Source organism: Pararobbsia alpina (assembly GCF_902859895.1).
Lineage (GTDB): Bacteria > Pseudomonadota > Gammaproteobacteria > Burkholderiales > Burkholderiaceae > Pararobbsia > Pararobbsia alpina.
Genome location: NZ_CADIKM010000046.1, coordinates 1 through 18,433 on the forward strand (window position 1 = coordinate 1; position 18,433 = coordinate 18,433).

General features: G+C 59.8%; 17 protein-coding genes. 4 read left to right on the top strand and 13 right to left on the bottom strand.

Going from position 1 to position 18,433, the window contains the following annotated elements; genetic code table 11:
* The 5 genes from HV670_RS25100 to HV670_RS25120 all read right to left on the bottom strand — a co-directional run.
* Nucleotides 1–756, bottom strand: a 756-nt coding sequence (locus HV670_RS25100; protein WP_281362462.1) for a phage integrase family protein, incomplete at its 3' end; no start/stop codon positions are given.
* Between the two features lie 580 nt (nt 757–1,336).
* Nucleotides 1,337–1,609, bottom strand: coding sequence for a CsbD family protein (locus tag HV670_RS25105; RefSeq protein WP_175107709.1), 273 nt, complete (start codon nt 1,607–1,609; stop codon nt 1,337–1,339).
* 215 nt (nt 1,610–1,824) lie between these two features.
* On the bottom strand, nt 1,825–2,136 hold the full coding sequence (locus HV670_RS25110) for a high-potential iron-sulfur protein (protein WP_175107731.1): 312 nt from the start codon (nt 2,134–2,136) through the stop codon (nt 1,825–1,827).
* 90 nt (nt 2,137–2,226) lie between these two features.
* A complete protein-coding gene (locus tag HV670_RS25115) occupies nt 2,227–2,571 on the bottom strand; it encodes a c-type cytochrome (RefSeq protein WP_175107710.1) in 345 nt (114 codons plus the stop codon).
* 11 nt (nt 2,572–2,582) lie between these two features.
* A complete protein-coding gene (locus HV670_RS25120) occupies nt 2,583–3,830 on the bottom strand; it encodes a molybdopterin-dependent oxidoreductase (protein WP_246257930.1) in 1,248 nt (415 codons plus the stop codon).
* A 478-nt stretch (nt 3,831–4,308) separates the two neighbouring features.
* Here HV670_RS25120 and HV670_RS25125 point away from each other — a divergent pair, with 478 nt between their 5' ends.
* Nucleotides 4,309–4,593: a DUF3303 domain-containing protein gene (locus HV670_RS25125; protein WP_175107711.1), complete on the top strand. Its 285-nt coding sequence runs from the start codon at nt 4,309–4,311 to the stop codon at nt 4,591–4,593.
* 213 nt (nt 4,594–4,806) lie between these two features.
* Here HV670_RS25125 and tsx read toward each other — a convergent pair whose 3' ends face one another.
* The 7 genes from tsx to HV670_RS25160 all read right to left on the bottom strand — a co-directional run bounded on the left by tsx (nt 4,807) and on the right by HV670_RS25160 (nt 12,490).
* On the bottom strand, nt 4,807–5,808 hold the full coding sequence (gene tsx, locus HV670_RS25130) for a nucleoside-specific channel-forming protein Tsx (protein WP_175107712.1): 1,002 nt from the start codon (nt 5,806–5,808) through the stop codon (nt 4,807–4,809).
* Between the two features lie 197 nt (nt 5,809–6,005).
* Complete coding sequence (locus tag HV670_RS25135; RefSeq protein WP_175107713.1) at nt 6,006–6,845, bottom strand: 2OG-Fe(II) oxygenase family protein; 840 nt, start codon at nt 6,843–6,845, stop codon at nt 6,006–6,008.
* Between the two features lie 14 nt (nt 6,846–6,859).
* Nucleotides 6,860–7,807: a nucleoside hydrolase gene (locus HV670_RS25140; protein ID WP_343054499.1), complete on the bottom strand. Its 948-nt coding sequence runs from the start codon at nt 7,805–7,807 to the stop codon at nt 6,860–6,862.
* A 56-nt stretch (nt 7,808–7,863) separates the two neighbouring features.
* Complete coding sequence (locus HV670_RS25145) at nt 7,864–8,787, bottom strand: ABC transporter permease (RefSeq protein ID WP_175107715.1); 924 nt, start codon at nt 8,785–8,787, stop codon at nt 7,864–7,866.
* Nucleotides 8,784–9,857, bottom strand: a complete 1,074-nt coding sequence (locus HV670_RS25150) for an ABC transporter permease (protein ID WP_175107716.1) — start codon at nt 9,855–9,857, stop codon at nt 8,784–8,786. Before HV670_RS25150 ends, HV670_RS25145 begins: the two co-directional genes overlap by 4 nt.
* Nucleotides 9,847–11,382, bottom strand: a complete 1,536-nt coding sequence (locus HV670_RS25155) for an ABC transporter ATP-binding protein (RefSeq protein ID WP_175107717.1) — start codon at nt 11,380–11,382, stop codon at nt 9,847–9,849. The genes HV670_RS25150 and HV670_RS25155 overlap by 11 nt, the downstream gene beginning before the upstream one ends.
* A gap of 7 nt (nt 11,383–11,389) precedes the next feature.
* A complete protein-coding gene (locus HV670_RS25160) occupies nt 11,390–12,490 on the bottom strand; it encodes a BMP family lipoprotein (protein ID WP_175107718.1) in 1,101 nt (366 codons plus the stop codon).
* A gap of 319 nt (nt 12,491–12,809) precedes the next feature.
* Here HV670_RS25160 and HV670_RS25165 point away from each other — a divergent pair, with 319 nt between their 5' ends.
* Nucleotides 12,810–13,844, top strand: coding sequence for a LacI family DNA-binding transcriptional regulator (locus HV670_RS25165; protein ID WP_175107719.1), 1,035 nt, complete (start codon nt 12,810–12,812; stop codon nt 13,842–13,844).
* Here HV670_RS25165 and HV670_RS25170 read toward each other — a convergent pair.
* A complete protein-coding gene (locus HV670_RS25170; protein WP_217478517.1) occupies nt 13,834–15,231 on the bottom strand; it encodes an amidohydrolase family protein in 1,398 nt (465 codons plus the stop codon). The genes HV670_RS25165 and HV670_RS25170 overlap by 11 nt on opposite strands.
* A 617-nt stretch (nt 15,232–15,848) precedes the next feature.
* Between HV670_RS25170 and HV670_RS25175 the strand changes: the two genes are divergently transcribed.
* The gene (locus HV670_RS25175) at nt 15,849–16,574 is read left to right on the top strand and encodes a gluconate 2-dehydrogenase subunit 3 family protein (RefSeq protein WP_175107720.1); all 726 of its coding nucleotides are present in this window, start codon (nt 15,849–15,851) and stop codon (nt 16,572–16,574) included.
* 69 nt (nt 16,575–16,643) lie between these two features.
* Nucleotides 16,644–18,422, top strand: a complete 1,779-nt coding sequence (locus HV670_RS25180) for a GMC family oxidoreductase (protein ID WP_175107721.1) — start codon at nt 16,644–16,646, stop codon at nt 18,420–18,422.
* Nucleotides 18,423–18,433 lie beyond the last annotated feature (11 nt).

Below are 18,433 nucleotides of genomic sequence, written 5' to 3' on the forward strand. Positions count from 1 at the left end.
GAGGATCAGGCGCTCGGCCTCCTTGCGGTACGTCCTCAGCGTCGCCGGTGATTCGTGCAGTGACAGCCAAGCCTGGATGGCGGCGTAGTCGTTGTCGGCATCCAGCGTGCACGTCTGCCGTGGCGCCCGGAACGTTCCGGCCGAGCCGTCCACCTCATGTGGCAGCCGCAACTGCTCCCACGGGACGACGATACCGGGCCCGGAGGTGGCGACGAGCGCCCTCGCCCGCTCTGTCAGCGCAGGGTGGGCAGCAAAGAACATCTCAATCTGCCGCGCGCTGGCGGCGCCGAGACCCGGGATCACTTTCCACCATTGGCGCCGACGCGGGATCCGCACCGTCAGGTCGGCCAGTGTCGCGATACCGTGCGCTCGCAGGGCCGCCACGGCTCGAGCCGGCAGCCAGACGTCGATGTCGTCGCTGATTCGCGGATCGGGTATCCGAGCATGCCGCAGCACGTCGATGGCCTCGTTCACCGCCCTCGCCTCCCGCAGACGCTCACCGGCCGCGTGCGTGAGGACGGTGGCCAAATCGGGACGCCCAACCTGGCGAGCGACGCTCATGAGCCGGCGTCGGATGACGCTGAGGATGCCACGTGCCGACCGTCCGTCGCCAAGCCGCGTCGGCAGGTACCGCTCGATCGCCGTGCGCACGGGCAGCCCGGCGTACCAGGCGCGCAGCGCGGCCAGTTCGTCCGCATCGGGAAGCGCTACCCCGTCGTTTTCGGGGGATCGACGGAAGGTGTCACTCGTTTTCATGAACGCCAGTTTCGCACATAAATCGGATCGTTAAGATAAGGATACTTATCTTACTAGGTGCATTGTATGGCGCACTTCGCGAAATTCGCAGCCGAGATTGGGATCAAGGCTTGCCGCTCGCGCTGCGTTACGCGCCTCTAGCCTGTGTCACGACCTCGCCAGAATACTGGCGATTTCCACGTTGGCGTCATCGCCTAGCCGGCTGGTGTCGTTCGACGTACCCGACGATCTGATGGCGCCACGCCTCTATCCCAAGGGAATCTGACAAACAGAGATATCTGCGATGTCGCCTCCTCGAGTGGGCTAGTCCGGCGAGTATTTGAATTCAGGCAATGCAAGGAGGGAGTCCTTCGTCGCGTCCGGCACGCACCCTTACGGCGCCATCAGTTGGCAGACCAAGATTGACGACAGTCGCGATGAGCCTGCCAGATACACCGAGCAGATCAGGAGCATCCGGCTCCGCGAAGATGCTAGTCAGCAAGTGAGCGGAAAGCCGGGCCCTGAAACAATGACTGTGGCAAGATGCTCGCGGCCTACCTACCCTGGGCGGCCAGGATGATTCACATTGCCCAAGCCCGGATTACCGACCATCACGCGTAGATGAGCCAGCACGCCAGATGGTCCCGGCAGCAAAGCCTACAGCGGCAATAATTGCCAGGGTGGTAAGCGGTCTTGTGGCTGTCGTTTCGCGAACCATGCCGGTGACATCGGCGCACAGCTGCTGCGCCTTGCCCGAGAGCTCCCGGGCTTTTCCTGCCACTTGAGTCGCGGAGTCGCCGACCAGCGCTCCTGCCGCGCCCTGAACCTTGCCGGCTACTTCCCGGATCGTACCTTCTGCTTTTTCCGTGTCCATTTCGATACTCCCTTATTGAGTTCAAAAAAGCTCAGCTGGACCTGGGACTTCATGCATGGAGCCGCCGGTGACCCGCTGAAGCTCCATTCCCGTGAGAGGGTCGCAAAAAGCAAGCCCAGTCCGGCGAATCTGGCGGTGGAGCAGAAAACGACGTGAGGTGATCCTCCACTGCATGTATTCGTTCCTGCGTTGGAAAGGCGCATGCTTCGATACGATCAAGCCTTTTTGACGTACGCTGTACACCACCCTTTTGCGCTGACCTGTTTGCCCCCAAATATCGCACAAGGGCCCATCGAGGAGCCGGCTGTACCTTGATATAGCTGACAATTCGCGCACATTTGCCCAGCTTTGTAAGTGGGTGATTTAGCCGGATCGACTGAAGATGCGAGCGGCTTATAGTTGAGTGCCTTCGCGGTAGGATCGCTTTCGGACACTGCGGTAGTGTCGGCACGAGTCTGTGCAGACAAGACAATCGAAGAGACGACTGCGGCCGAGGTGATAAAGAACTTGCGACGGGAAGCTTGCATGGTCGGAACTCCAAAAATCACGACGGGAAGGTATGGCGTAAAAAACGTCGCCCGCCGCAAGGAAAACTTGGCAATCGAGTCAATCAAGCATCACGGCTTGCCGTTGATCTTCGTCAGATACTTTACAAGTGGCGCGACTTGATCCTCTGTCAAAGGCGCCCCATATGCTTCGCGCATCTTGTTGACTTCACTGGTCCATTGCGCGGAAGACAGAGGCGGCTGGCGGGTCACCATGCCGGCCGAATGGCAAATCATGCATTGGCCGTTGGCTATCTCGGCGCCCGCTCCAGGCGGGAAAACGTTGTGGCTATCCGGAAAAGTGACACTGACCGTCTTTTCCACCGCCGCCACTGGAACTGCATCCGGCTTTGGCACGGCACTCTGAGCAAGCACCAGACAGGCTGCACCGAAGATCAGAATTGATAAGCCCTTCATGGCGTTTCTCCTTAAGCCGCAGCAAGCGTGACAGACTCAACTACGTTGCGCATGAATCCACCAGGGTTCCAGATCGGAGCATCGGGTTGTGCAAGGCCATTACTGTTGATCGCTTTGACTTTCAGCACAAATTTACCGGCCTCTGGCGGCACAAACGTGGTCTGCCACTGACGGAAGCTATATTTCCCGTGATCCGTGCCCAGCTTCGCCGGGGCGAACGTTTTTCCATCATCGAGTGACACCAGCACTTGTTTGATGCCGGCATCGCCGCCAAAGGCGATGCCGCGAATGCTCTGTGATTTGCCTACCTTCAAGGTGGTAACGTCGCTTACGTTGGTGAAAAATGATCGGGGGACCATTTTGTTGATGGGAACCATCTTTACCCCGGTCTGGCCGACACCTATATTTCCGCCTGGGGTGTCAGGAATCAGGTAGGCCTTGGTCATCCAATAATTGTCATCGGGTTTATTCAACACCTCGATGTCGTTGAGCATCTTGACCCAATATGTCGAATACCATCCCGGCACAATCAAACGTAGCGGGAACCCATTGATCAGCGGCAACGCCTCGCCATTCATCGCGTAGGCCAACATCACCTCGCCGTCGTTCGCATGAGCAACATCCAGGGATTTCAGAAAATCCGGCGTTCCGGGTAAAACGCCGGTATCCATGCCGTTGAACCTGACTTGCAGTGCGTCACCCTTAAGACCCGCGCGGGCGAGTACGTCTTTTAAACGGACACCCGTCCACATGGCATTTCCCATTGCACCGTTGTTCCACTGTCCACCAGCGACACGAGGCGCAAACCAGCCACGCGAGTTACCCGAGCATTGATTTACCGCAGCCAGATCGATTCGTTCAAATTTGGTTATCAAGTCTTTGAGGGAAAGACTCAGCACCTGATTGACCTGTCCACGCACGGCAAGCCTAAACTTAGTCCCATCAATAGCGGTTGGAATGTTGGGAAGGTGCCAGCGGACATAAAACTGTGAATTAGGGGTGAAGACACCCCTATCGAATACTGAGAATGGCGTCTCGAGAAGTGGAGGACGGGTCCGCAACAAAATCATTTTGGATTTTTGCGGGAAATTGCTGACGATGTCACGCCTGCCGTTCTCAAATGGCATCTCAAGGGTTTCGTTTGACCAGGCACCCGGCGTGAATCCACCGAGGGTGCTTGCAAGTCCACCTGCAGTCAGGACACGCAAGATGCGGCGACGCTCCAGTTCCGGCTGACTGTCGAGTTTTTCTCTCATCATGCCTCCTGTCCCAACTTGCTAGTTATTTACAGAATTACGAAGGGGTGCTTACGATGTCGTTCGTGACCAGACCGATTTCCATCAAACACCTTCTACATCCACGCGACTAGTTGCTGTTTTCCCGTGTTCGGACGCTGAGCGAGAAAAGCTTCGACATGTGCACCTCCATCAAGGTGCTGATCAATCTAGTGTCATCAACGGCACGCAGTCGATGGCAGATTGTCAGGACGACCACGAAGACAAATGCGAGAAGCGCCGAACTTAATGACCCGGAACCTGCAGGAACCGGACCAAGCCGGTCGCATTGGCGCGCGTCGCCTATCATTGTTGGGACGCCTCGTGGTCTTATGCTGATCGCGGATAGGGTATGAACAATCTCAGCCAGCATCCGGGCGCCTGAGTGTCGCGACATCACGACACTAGCGACGATGGCAGCATGCCACGAGCCGGCATCGCCGATCCGAAGAAGAGGTGTGTAATGAAGTTCATTGTTCGATGGACCGGAAAACCGTCTGCGCAACAGCCAGCGATAGAGCGCTTCATGAAGACAGGCGGCAATCCGCCCGATAGCGTCACCCAGCTGGGGCGCTGGCACGCGATCGGTGAGTTCAGCGGCGTCGCGATCGTCGAAGCAACCGATACGAGTGGGCTAGCAGCGTGGTTGCTTCAATGGGGTGATTTGTTCTCGTTCACTGTGTGCCCTGCGCTGTCGGACGAAGAACTGGGCGCCGCGCTGGCGGCCCATCAGACCGCGTCGAAATAGGCGTCGCGCCCGCGGAGCAAACGGACCGTGGAGCAAACGGGAGACCTACCCGTCCTTTCGATGGTTCAGGACGAAGATGGGATCAAACCGAAATACCAAAAAGTCATCAGGCAGAACGGGCCACGCGTCACGGGGCGCAAGCGGCATCACGATGAAATCGACACCGCCGGCGCCGGACCCTGTGCGCCGGCTCAAGTCGCCGGCGCACCCGGATCATCTACCCCATTGAAAGCCTGCTTCGAGGTAATAGCCCCAACCAGTGGAGTGGTTCTGAAAGTCGCCGCTGCCAAAATTCAGCACGGTGCCGTTCCATTGCCCACCGTTGTGGAAATAGCGGGCGACGGCCTCCAAACGAAGATGCTTGTAGGAGTAGATCAACGCATTGGTGTCTTCGAACTCGTCGTCGCTGCGCGTGTCGCCACCGGTTTCCTCCTTGAGTTTCGAGCCGAAGCTATAGTTGAAGAACCCGCCAAACGCGAGATCCCCTCCCAGGAAATGGCCCAGGGGATAGAAATAGTTCATGCTGAACCGATAGCCGTCCCATGAATATTCGTTCGCGGCACCGTAGTTCTGCCAGGTCCGGTTGATATAGAAATTGGCGGTCAATGAAAGCGGGGTGTAGGTATTGATATCCGTGCCCAGACCGGTAAACAGCACGTTCTCGCTGTCCGACCGGCTGGCCCCCTGCTGCCATATCCAATCGTTGGCAAAATAGATATGTTCGAACGGACCGAACTGGAATTTTTTCCCCATCAAGGTATCGAGCGCAATGCGAGGTTCCTGTTCGCTGAATATCGGCGCACCGTTATCCCAGAGGCCTGAGGAGTTCTGGCTCCCCACGTCGAATGCCTTGAGCGCATCGACATACCCAAACAAGTCGAAGGGGCCGGTCCGGCCGTAGTACTCGTATTCGACATACACATTGCCTGTCCGGTAGGGGCCGAACCGCGTGAGACTGCTGTCGATTACGCTGACGGTCTGATGCAACCAGGGCTGGTCGGCATCCGCCGTTGCAGAGGGGGGCGGCGCCGCCGGGGTATCGACCGATGCGCCAGCCGTGCCGCCACTACTCGCCGCCTCGTCCGCCCACACTTCCGATGACGACAGACATCCAGCCATGACAAGCGCTGTGCAAGCCCCGGCGAACGCTCCACGGCGCAGGCCGCGGCCAAGCGAAGACCCGCTTATCGAATGCAACAACTCCACCTTGCTCATTTCAACCCCTGTCTTTTGTTTGTTTAATTTATTACAATTAGCTTTCCTAATCTCAACGCTCGGATCGCCACACTCCTGCCTCACTCATGCCCCATTCAGGGCGTGACTACTCTGCGAACGCGCGCTAAGCGCGTTCGACATTCACTGCTTCTGCTTACAGCGTTTGGATTACCGGGCGCGCCGGCAGCTTCAGTCGCTTATTTTTTTCTCAGTTCCGCGAGTCTTTCCTGCAGATATTCGCCAGCGAGGTAGCGTTCTGACAGGCGGACTTCGTCGCGGGGCTGGAAGAAAAACGGCAGCGAAACGCGCGACTGCAATCGACCTTCACCGACAGGATTGGTCACCCGATGGGTCGTCGACGGATAGAAACCGCGGGAGGCTTCCTGCAACATGTCGCCGATATTGATGGTCAGCGTTCCCAGATCGCAGGGAACGTCGTGCCAAGCCCCCTTGCTGTCGCGAACCTGCAAGCCCGGCTCATTGGCCGCCGGCAAAATCGTGAGAAGGTTGATGTCCTCGTGCGGTGCCGCCCGCAGGGAGCCATCGGGCACGTCATCGCCCAGAGGCGGGTAATGCAGGACACGCAGGAGCGTCGAGGCACTATTGACGATCATGTCCGACAGCGGCATCGAGAATCCAGCCCGTATGTCGGCAGGCGTGCCGAGTTCGATCCACCCCAGCAGTTCCGACGCAAGCTTGCCCGCCACGTCGAAATAATGTCGGGCGGCCGGCGAAACTTCGGAGGGGTATCGACCCCACGGAAAGATATGGAAGAACTCCTTCATGTCTTTCCGGTTGTATCCTTTGGCCGTCTCGGATACTTCAGTCGAAAAGAAGCCGTCGTGGCTCTTCTCACCGTTGGCATAGTTGTATTTTTCGGGCGACCGAAAGAATGTGAGCCACTCGGCATAGATGCCTTGAACCAGCGCGTGCTCGATCGGATGATTCGTCAGCACGCCAAAGCCGGTTTCATGAAGCGACTCGGCGAACTGGCTCGCAGCATTCGCGTCGCGGTAGTCGATGATCTTCACATTCATGGGCACTTCCCTCTTCAGGCAGGTTGTCCCGCCGGCTTGCCGACGAGCACGCTTTCGTACAATTCAAGAAAAGCGTCGGCGCGAATATCCACGCAGACGCGCTGTGACGGACGGGAGCCCCAGGCGCCCTCACGCGAGCAAATGGTGTGTCCTTCTGCGAAGCCCTCGGTGACCACGCGCACCGGACCTGAAACCGTCGTAAAGAGCGAGGGATCCAGCAGGTAGGCGACCGCACAAGAGTCGTTGACATAGAACCCGTCGGGCAGGCCCACTGTCTGGTGGAATCGCTCATAGCCTCGCGATATCTCGCGAATGAAGCGTCCCGCCTCCCCGGCTGTTTCCGCCAGGCGATCGAGATAACGACCGGACATGATCGTCTTATACGTAACATCGAGACCGACCACCGTAATGGGGCATGCCGCCCCCAGGACTTCCTCCGCCGCTAGCGGATCGCCGTGGATATTGGCCTCCGCGAGCGGTGTCACATTGCCGGTGTGTCCGTGATAACCGAACGCCCCGCCCATGATCACCACCTCCTTGATCAAGGGTGCGATATCGGGTGCCTCGCGCAAGGCCAGGGCGAGATTGGTCAGGCGCCCGACGGCGACGATCGAAATTTGATGGGGGTGCTGCCGCACGCTATCGATGATGAACTGGTGAGCCGACTGCGCACCGATGCGCGAGTTCAGCTCAGCCGGTATGGCGATATCGCCCAGCGCATTCTCGCCATGGATAAACGCGGGAGGGGCCTCCGGTTCGCCCTTGAGCGGGCCAGCCGTGCCCCGATAAACGCCCGCTTCGAGCTGAAAACGATCTTTCAGATAGAGCGCGTTGCGTGTGGTGTTTTCGATATCGCCATTACCGTGTCCTGTCGTGATGCCGCGCAAATGAACCTGCGGAGCACGCGCGAGAAACAGGAGGGCCATGGCATCGTCGACGCCAGGGTCGGTATCGAAAATCACGTCTTTTTTTATCATAGCGATAGAAAGGGTAGAAAAAGGAAGGCGCAAAACGTCCATCAATCGGCGCGAGCGGCGACGCGCCGGCGAACTCGCCTTCCGTACAGCGCAAGCGCAATAACGGGTACTACATAGGGAACCATTTGCACCAGTTCGTTAGGTACCCCGACGTTCTGGAAGCGGATCGACAAGGCCTCGGCGGCACCCAGCAGGAGAGAGGCGGCCGCCGTCCCATATGCGCTGCTGCCTCCCATCACCTGCGCGGCAAGGGCGATGAAACCCCGGCCCGCTGACATATTTGCGGCGAACCAGCTCACATATCCCATCGACAAATAGGCACCCGCCAGTCCCGAGAATGCGCCTGACAATCCAAGCGCAAGCAGATGGATGACCCCCACGCGAATCCCCGAACTTGCGGCTGCATGGGCGTCTTGCCCCACCGCACGCAAGCGCAGGCCGAACGTCGTGCGCGTGAGCATGAACGCGGTCGCCGGCACGGCGAGAACCGCGACATACGTCATGAGGTTTTGCCCGGAAAGCACTTGGGAAACGAATGGAATCCGGTCGAGGAGCGGAATGTCCAGATTGGGAAGAACCTTGCTGTGCAGCGAGCTCGAGATCCCCTTGTCTCCGGTGAGCCAGTACAGGCACATGATCGTGCCCGCCGAGGCGCCGAGGTTCAGCGCCACGCCGGAGAGAATCAGATCGGCCTTCAAGACGTAGAACGCACCCGCGAGCGCAAAGCCCAGCAGCCCGCCGATGAGGACCGCGCCGGCAAGGCCCAGCGTCGCGGACTGCGTATAGGCGCTGATGACGACACCGGCGAGTGCGCTGCACAACATGATCCCTTCGATGCCGAGATTGACCACCCCCGCCCGGTTGGCGATCAAGGCGCCCAAACCCGCAAGCAGCAACGGCGTAGCGACGCGCAACGTGGCCGCGAGCAGCGATACGGTGGTGCCTTCCTGCAGAAATGCGATCATTTTCCGATGCTCCGAATCAGCAAACCCAGTTGTCGCGTATGGCGCGAGACCGCTTGGCGAAGCGCCACTCGCCGCAACGTGATCGAGGCGGTCGAAAGCAGAATGACGAGTGCCTTGATCAAGCCCACCATTTCCGGGGGGATGGCGAAGTTTTGTGCGAGCAGGTCCCCGCCGACCGTCAAATAGGCGAGAAAAAATGCGCCCAGCGGCACGAGCAGCGGATTGTTTCCTGCGAGGATCGCCACGACGAGCCCGTTCCAGCCAAGCCCGGGCAGATCGGTCCAGGTAAAGCGTGAGTACATGCCCTGCACTTCGATCGCACCGCCCGCCGCGGCAATAAACCCACCCAGGCACTGGACGAACAGCGCCACCGACAGGGTTCCGATGCCGACATGCCGCGCAAAGGCCGAATTGCTTCCCACCAGACGCGCTTCATAACCCCAGCGTGTCCGGAACAGGTACAGATTGCCGAGCACGCACGCAGCCAGTCCCAGCAGGAAACCCAGATGCAGACGGGTGCCGGCCAAGATGCGCGGCAGCCTTGCATCGACCGGCAAGCGATACGACATCATGGCGCCCGCATTGGGGTCACGAAGGTAGTAGTTGACGATATAGAGCCCGAGGAATAGCGCCGCATAGTTGAGCATCAGCGAACAGACGAGCTCGGAAGCGCCGAACTGCACCTTCAACCAGGCTGGCACCACGCAGACACTGGCGCCCACCACACCCCCGACGATGATCGCGACGAGCGCGAGGAACATCGGTGGAAGTGGCACGTGCAACACGACATAGGTCGCCGCCACCCCGCCGAGAAAAAACGCACCTTCGGCGCCGAGATTGAACATGCCCGCCCGAAACATCAGGCTGACGGCCAGGCCCGTGAACAGCATGGGCGTCATGGCTTCGAGCACGTTGCCGAAGTGCCGCCGGTCCTGCAGCGGTCCCATCAGGAACAGCGCCACTGCGTCGCGTGGCTGATCGAGCGAGGCGACGATCGGCAACAGGACGAGCGCCAGCACCACCGCCATCAGGATCAGCCGTTGCACCAGCTTGCCGATTTCATTGCGCATATTCGGTCTCCAGCCCCAGCATCGCCGCACCCAGGTGTTCGGGCGACAAACCCTCGTAGTTGTCGATGCGCGACACGATCTTCCCGCCAAACATCACGACGATGTGATCACTCAGGCGAATCAACTCATCCAGGTCGGACGTCAGCAACAGGATGGCAGCGCCCGTATCGGCCAGTGCCAGCAACTGTTCATGGACAAAGCTCGCGGCCTGAACATCGATGCCGCGCGTAGGCTCTTCCGCGATAAGGAATGAAGGACGGGATCCGAACTCGCGCGCCGCGACGAGTTTCTGCACGTTGCCACCGGACAATGTCCCAATGCGCTGAGTGGGTCCGCTGCAACGAACGCCGTAGGTCTCGATCATTTTTCGTGTCGCTTCCATCGCGGCGCCTCGCCGGAGCAAAGGCCCTCTGTTAAGAGCCCGAGACCGGTGCGCGCCCGCAATGGCGTTCTCCATCAGGTTCAACAGCGGTGCGCTTCCCGCCCGGAATCGATCGGCCGGCAGATGAGCGAAGCCGAGTTTGCGCAGTGCGGCCTTTGAAGCACCCGCGACCTGATGTCCGTTGAATTCAATTTCACCGTGCTGAGGCTGCGTCTCTCCACTCAGCAATCGGACCAATCCCTCCTGACCGGCCCCATCGACGCCGGCAACCCCGATGACCTGACCCGCATGGATATCGAGGCAGATATCGGAGACGCGCATCGCCGGCTCGAGGTCGTTGCGCGTCAGGTTGCGGATCGAAACGCTTACGGCCCCCCTCGCCCGTTGCGTGTCGCGCTTTGCCGGAGCAATGGTCCTGCCCATCGCAAGGCGTGTGATTTCCGCGTCCGTCACGTCGCGCAGCGCGGCACTCCCGCTGACCTTGCCGTTGCGCAATACCGTCACGTCACTGGCCAGCGCGCGAACTTCCTTGAGCTTGTGAGAGATGAACAGGGTCGTGACGCCTTCGCGCTTCAAGGCGATGAGCCGCTCAAACAACTCTTCCGTTTCAACCGGTGTGAGCACCGCGGTCGGCTCGTCGAGAATCAACAGACGAGCCTCACGGGACAAGGCCTTGAGGATCTCCACCTTTTGCTGCATGGCGACGGACAGGGAGCTCACGAGCGCGTCGGGATCGACACTAAGCCCGTATCGATCCGAAAGCCCCTGCACGGTCTTGCGTGCCTTGCGCCGGTCAAACAGGACGCCGCCAATGCGAGGTTCATAACCCAGCACGATGTTTTCCGCGACGGTGAGCGATGGCAGCAGGGAAAAATGCTGATGAACCATGCCGATGCCATGCGCACCCGCGTCGCGGGGCGAGGCGAAGACGGTAGGTACGCCTTCGATGACGAGCGAGCCGCTGCTGGGTCGTTCAAGCCCGAAGAGAATCTTCATCAATGTGGACTTTCCTGCCCCATTCTCGCCACAGATAGCGTGGATGTCCCCTGCTTCGATGGAAAACGACACCTCGCTCAAGGCGACGGTTCCGTTCGGATAGGTCTTCGAGATCTGTTTGAATTCGGCAAGCGGCTGCGCAGTCATTCGACACCTATGGACGTACGGAAGCGCGAAGCGTGTTGAGATCTTCGGTCTTCAGTCCGAAAGCCGTGGGCACTTTCAGCGTCCCCGCGATGATCGCGGCCTTCGCCTGGCCGATCTGCTGCTTCAATGCGGGCGACGCGAGATGCGCCATATTGCCGTCCTCGACAAGACCCACTGCATTCTCGGCAAGCCCCAGGATGTCCGTGCGGCCCTTGCCCAGCGTGCCCGCCTGGAATTGTTCGAACGCCCGCAGGGTCGTGACGTCGACTCGCTTGAGGACCGAGGTAATGATCTTCGAGGCCATGGCCGGATCAGTCGACTTGAAGATCGCTTCCTGGTCGGAATTGACGCCGATCGCGAAACCGCCCGAGTCCTTCGCGGCAGCCAGTTGCCCCAGGCCGGTCTGGCCGGCGACGTTGAAACCAATCGCGGTACCGGCGCGGTATTGGGCCAATGCCAGTTCCTTCCCCTTGGCCGCATCGGAGAATGTCCCCGCGTACGACACCGCGACCTTCACGTTCTTGTCGATGGCACGAGCACCGGCGATATAGCCCACCAGATAGTCGTTGATCACGGGGATATCCATGCCGCCGAGGAAGCCGAGTGCGCGCGCTTGTCCGACGGGGAGCGAATGGTCCCGGATGAGTCCGGCCGCGAGCATCCCGGCCAGATACGACGCTTCATTCTGCTTGTAGGCAATCGAGGCCACGTTGCGATCGGCACCCTTGTCGTACGACACCGCGCCGTCGAACAGCACATAAGTGCTGTTGGGGTTGTCCGCCGCCACGTCCGCGATGACATCTCCAAGCTCGTACGTACAGGCGACCACGAGATCCCAGCCCTGACCCGACAGGTCCTCGAGCGTCGGTTGCCAGCGTGTCCGGTCGGTACCCATCTCGACGATCTTCGTTTCGACCGACGCGCCGTACTTCTTCTGGATCATCTGCATGCCGATGGCGCCCAGGTCGAAAAACGACTTGTCGCCCAAGGTGCCATTCACGGCGAACACCACCCGCTTGCGGGTGTTCGCCTGGGCCATCGAGACGCCCAACCCCAAACCCGCGGCCCCAACCAGCCACTGCATGACCTGCCTGCGACGAACGTCCATACGACTCCCCCGAAAAGATAAACGTTTAACTCTGGCAAAAATAAAAAAGCACAAACTGTGCCAAGGGTTGATCCCCATATCGACGGGGACCGCTCTTTTAATCATGCACCGAAATGCTGTCCTGCCCTTCCTGTACTGCCCCGCCGCTGTGCATCGGCGCTCATGATGCCACTCTACGGTGCGGCTGCCAATGTTAAGATAAAGCGACCTTGAAGCACCTAAGGGATTGCTTTGAGCGGGTTTACCTCCTTGACCCCATCGGCATCCTCGCTTCGCGGTTATCCCTATGCCCGTCTCTCGCTCGAAGCCTCCCTCCAAGATGAAACCACGACGAGCCGCCACTCTGAACGACGTCGCAGCCGAAGCCCATATTTCGAACGCGACCGTCTCTCACTACCTCAACAAGACCAAGCCGGTCAGTCCCGCGACGGCCGAGAGAATCCAGTTGGCGATCGATCACCTCGGCTATCAGAAGGACTCGATGGCAGCCTGGTTCAAGACATCCCGCGCCCCGCTCGTGATCATCGCGATCGCCAAGGCGGACAGTTCCTTTTTCTCGGACGTCGCCGATGCCATCGAGGAGGTCTGCGAGACGCTGGATCTGAACGTCATTCGCGTACAGATCGCGACACTCGAAAAGATGCGTCACGGCAGCTCGATGATGGCCTTCCTGCGACGCGCGACGGGCGTCATTGTTCTCGGACACGCGGAGCAATGGATCGACGATCCCGAAGAGCTCGAAGCGACCGTCCCTACTGTCGCGCTGAACTGGGACTTGCTCGCGGGCTTCAATCAACAGGGCCTCGTCGAACATCTGCCGGAAGCCGCGTACCAGGCAATGGACTTTCTCTTCTCACATGGACACCGGGAAATCGGGCTGGTGACGGGCCCCATGAATCTGCCGCGTGGTCAGGAGCTGATGGCCGGCGTCCACCGGTTCGTCGCGTCACACAGGGTCAAGATCGAACCGAGCTGGATCATTGAGACGGACTACTCGTTCAGCGATGCTCGCCAGAAGACCGCGGCAGCACTGTTCGGGCCGTACCGTCCGACCGCCGTCCTGACCTTCGGTACCCAGTTCGCGTTCGGCGTCCTGCAAGCCGCCTGGCAACACAACCTCACCGTTCCACGCGACCTGTCGTTGATCAGCTACATCGACGTCAAGCAGGCGGAGTTCAGCACGCCTTCGCTGACCACGATATCGCCGTCGCTGAGCCAACTTGCCGCTCATGTCATGGATCGCCTCATGCATCTCTCGGATAGCGAAACCCGCGAGCGGTCCACCGTGCTGGATCTCATCCTGAACGATCGCGGCAGCGTGTGCCCGCCGCCAGGCGCGCCGCTCAGAGCCTGAACAGTCCGCTATCGGCAGACGCGTCCGCCGGGCGCGTGTTCTGGCCGGCGCGCGCAAGCCATTGCGCCCTGCGATCGAATAGCGCGGGCGCAAGCGCGTTGGCTTGCCGGATCAAGCCGGGCATATCGCCGCTCACGAGCCTGCCGTCTTCGACACATACCCGACCGGCAACCATCGTGAAATCGACATCGCCGCCCTGCACGGCATGAACCAGATTGTGATGCACGTTCAGGTACTCGCCCGTGAGCAAGGGCGTCATGCGCGCTGTGTCCGTGCGGACCGCAATGATGTCCGCGGCTTTCCCGGATTCGAGCGTTCCGATGCGGTCCTCCATGCCAAGCGCCCGAGCGCCCGATGAGGTCGCCATCTTGCATACGGTCCATGCGTCCAGCGCCTGTGCGTCAAGCTGCGACACCTTCGCAAGCAATGACGCGATCTTCATTTCCTCGAACATATCGAGGTTGTTGTTCTCTTTTTCTCCATCTGTACCCAGACCGACTGCAATTCCGGCCTTCAGCAACTTTTCGACCGGTGCGGCGCCACTTGCCAGCTTCATATTGCTGGTCGGGTTGTGCGCGACGCCAACCCCGTGGGCCTGCATCAGGCGGATCTCTTCGTCGCTCAGCCACACGCAATGTGCGAGAAGGACCTTGTGCGCCCCGAGCAGGCCGAATTTCTCGAGCGCTTCGAGGGGACGCATCCCGTACCGACGCTGAGTCTCTTCGACATCGAAACGGCTTTCATTGCTGTGGGTATGCAGACCCACGCCGTACTCCCGGGACATTGCGACAGCGCGTTCCCAGGCTGCCGGCACGGCATAGAACATATGCTCGAGCCCGACCCATACACTGAGCCGCCCGTTGGCCGCGCCATGCCAGCGACGGATCAGTTGCTCGTTCGAATCCAGCGTTTCGAAGTAGTCATGCTCGGGGTGTTCCGCGACATAGGGCACGAGGACGGCACGAATCCCGAGCTCATCCGCGGCCCTCGCGCTGCCTTCCATGAAGCGCCACATATCGACGATGGTCGTTGTGCCGGACAGCAGCGCTTCCGCATAGCAAAGTCGTGAGGCGGCCTCGGCTTCCTCTGCATTGAGGACCCGATGCATGGGGTCAATGTATTGTTGCAGCCATGCCCAGACGGGCAGGCCTTCAGCCGTTCCGCGCAGCAGTCCCGAGTGGCAATGCGTATTCACAAGGCCCGGCATCAAAACCCGGTTCTTGAACTCCCTTGTTCTCGCATGGGGATGTTCGCGACGCAGCTCATCGGCACGTCCGATCCTGGAGATGTCCCCGGCCGCGTTGACGAGAATCGCGCCGTCGGCAATGACGGCGTTGTCCGCGGTCATTGGCAAGATCAGATCGGCGCATAGGAGTTGCTCATCCACGTGAATAGGTCCTGTTTTAGTTACATTAAAAGTATATTTAGATGCTAACACTTCGATGGCGCAGCCCGCATATCCTGAATCCGCTATACCCGGATTCTGTGCCGTGCAATTTTGGTGGCGGGTATGTTTGCTAGCGTCTTCGATCCCGGCAGCCACGCCGGATTGCTTCACATCAGGATCCTCCGGGTGGCGGCTCGATCCCGGTACTAGCGAAAATGGCCCGAGGATGTGTCCGGAAGCCGAGTGTTACCGCTGACGTGATCGCGATTGAGCGTGACGTACGTTGCTTGGCTCCAGATTGCGCCGACGTGCGCACACGCCAATCAGAAGCCCACGCCCGCAGTGGGACTTCATGACAAATCTTTAATGGGAATCGCTGATTTTTTGTTAAGTACTGAATGATATACTGGAAAGATCCGCCTCAGAATGCTTAGGCGAACTAGCGTTTGCGGTATGCGCGTTCAACGAAGTGATCGCAGAAAGGTGAGCGAAAGCTCTCCAGATACCTAAGCACGGTTTCCGTACCGCAACTCTGCCCATACCACGCTGGGCATTCGGGCGACGGCCACGCATGGCTCTCAGTTCCATTGCCGGCTTTCAGTCAACAGGAAACTTCAATGTCCACAGAAAAACCGCCAACCCAACGGCGAGATTTCTTGCGCAAGACGCTGGCAATCGTGCCTGCAGTCACGCTCACGGGCGGCGCCGCAACCATGGCGCTGTCGAATCAGGGTCACGCGGCCGACGCGCCCGCGCCGGAAGTGCCCTATGAACCCCGTTACTTTCATCCGGCCGAATGGGCCTTCATCCACGCGGCGGTCGATCGCCTGATTCCTTCGAACGAAGACGGCCCCGGTGCGGTGGAACTGGGCGTGCCCGAATTTCTCGACCGTCAGATGGAAGCGCCTTACGGCAGGGGTGCGTTCTGGTACATGCGCGGTCCTTTCAAAACTGACGCTGAACCGACGCTCGGTTACCAGTTGCGCCTGACGCCGCGAGAACTCTATCGCGCCGCAATCGCCGCGGTAGATGACTGGTGCCGTAAGACGCATGGCAACACCTTCGCCGCGCTCGACGCACCGACCCGCGACGCCGTGCTCCATCAACTCGAGACCGGCAAAGCGGAACTGGAAACGGTCCCTGCCAATATCTTCTTCAGCACGCTGCTTGCGAACACCAAGGAAGGCTATTTCGCCGATCCCATCTATGGTGGCAACAAGCACATGGGCAGCTGGAAGATGATCGGCTTTCCCGGGGCGCGCGCCGACTACATGGACTGGGTCGGTCAATACGGCAAGACCTATCCGCTCGGCCCCGTCTCCATCTCCGGCGAGAAAGCCTAAGCCCCGTAGCTCAAGCACGCATGCTCAAGCGAGCATGCGAGCAGACTCAAAAGTATTCGAAGGATTCAAATGGCCATCAAGAAGAAGCCAGTCGATGCCGTGATCATCGGCTTCGGCTGGACCGGAGCGATCATGGGCATGGAGCTCACCGACGCGGGGCTCGACGTCGTCGCGCTCGAGCGGGGCGCCTATCGTGACACGTCGCCCGACTTCACTTATCCGAAGATCGTCGACGAACTCGCGTACGGGATTCGCGGCGAGCTTTTCCAACGGCTGGCTGACAACACCGTGACGGTGCGCCACAACATCGGCGATACCGCATTGCCGTACCGGCAATACAATTCGTTTCTGCTTGGCGACGGCGTCGGCGGCGCAGGCGTGCACTGGAACGGCCAGCACTACCGGCCCTCCCCCGAAGATCTCATGTTGCGCACTCATATGGAGTCGCGCTACGGCCGCAATTTCCTGCCTAAAGACATGACGATCCAGGACTACGGCATCACGTACGACGAACTGGAACCGTTTTTCGATCAGTTCGAACGTATTTGCGGCACATCGGGCAAGGCTGGCAACCTGAACGGCACGATCGTGCCCGGGGGCAACCCGTTCGAGGGGCGCCGTTCGCGCGAATATCCGAACCCCGCCGTCGCCGACACCTACCCGGCAACGTTGTTCGCCAAGGCGGCACAGGAAGTCGGCTACCATCCGTTTCCGCAACCCTCTGCAAACGCGTCACGGCCTTATACCAACCCCTACGGCGTACGCCTGGGCCCGTGCAATCTGTGCGGATTTTGCGAACGTTTCGGCTGCTTCCTCTATTCGAAGGCCATGCCGCAGACGACGATCCTGCCCGTGCTGTTGAAGCGCAAGAACTTCGAATTGCGCACGCGCAGTGAAGTCCTGAAGATCAATCTCGATTCGACCGGAAAGCGCGCGACGGGCGTGACCTATGTCGACGCACAAGGGCAGGAAGTCGAACAGCCGGCCAATATGGTGATCGTCGCGGCATTCCAGTTTCACAACGTGCGCCTCATGCTGCTCTCGGGCATTGGCAAACCGTACGACCCGGTGTCCGGCGAAGGCACGATCGGCAAGAACTTCGCCTACCAGATGATGAGTTCGATGTCGGTCTTCTTCGACAAGGACGTGCCGATCAATCCGTTCATCGCCGCAGGTTCGGGCGGCTCGCAGATCGTCGACGACTTCAACTCCGATCACTTCGATCATGGTCCGCATGGCTTTGCCGGCGGCGCGTATATCATCGGCGGCCAGACCGGCGGCCGACCGATCCAGCAACTCTCGGTGCCCCCGGGTACGCCGGCATGGGGCGCGCAGTGGAAGCGGGCCGCAAAGGACAGCTACCTGCACACGACCAACGTCGTCACGCACGGCTCGGTCATGTCGTACCGCGACCGCTATCTCGACCTCGACCCGACCTATCGCGATTCATACGGCCAGCCACTGCTGCGCATGACCTTCGACTGGCACGACAACGAGTACAAGATGACGCGCTTCGTCACCGACCGCGCACTTGAAATCGTCAAGGCAATGAACCCCAAGACGCATTCGCTGCTGATTCGCCAGCCTGGCGACCACTACGACGTACGTCAATACCAGACTACGCACACGACGGGCGGCGTCATCCTGGGTACCGATCCGAAGACGAGCGCCGTCAACCGCTATCTGCAGAGCTGGGACGTCCACAACGTCTTTGTCACGGGTTCTTCGGCATTCCCGCAGAACATCGGCTACAACCCGACGGGGCTGGTAGGCGCACTTGCCTACTGGTCCGCGAAGGCGATCCGCGAACAATATCTGCGCAACCCCGGACCGCTGGTGTCGGCATAGGCCTGGAAATC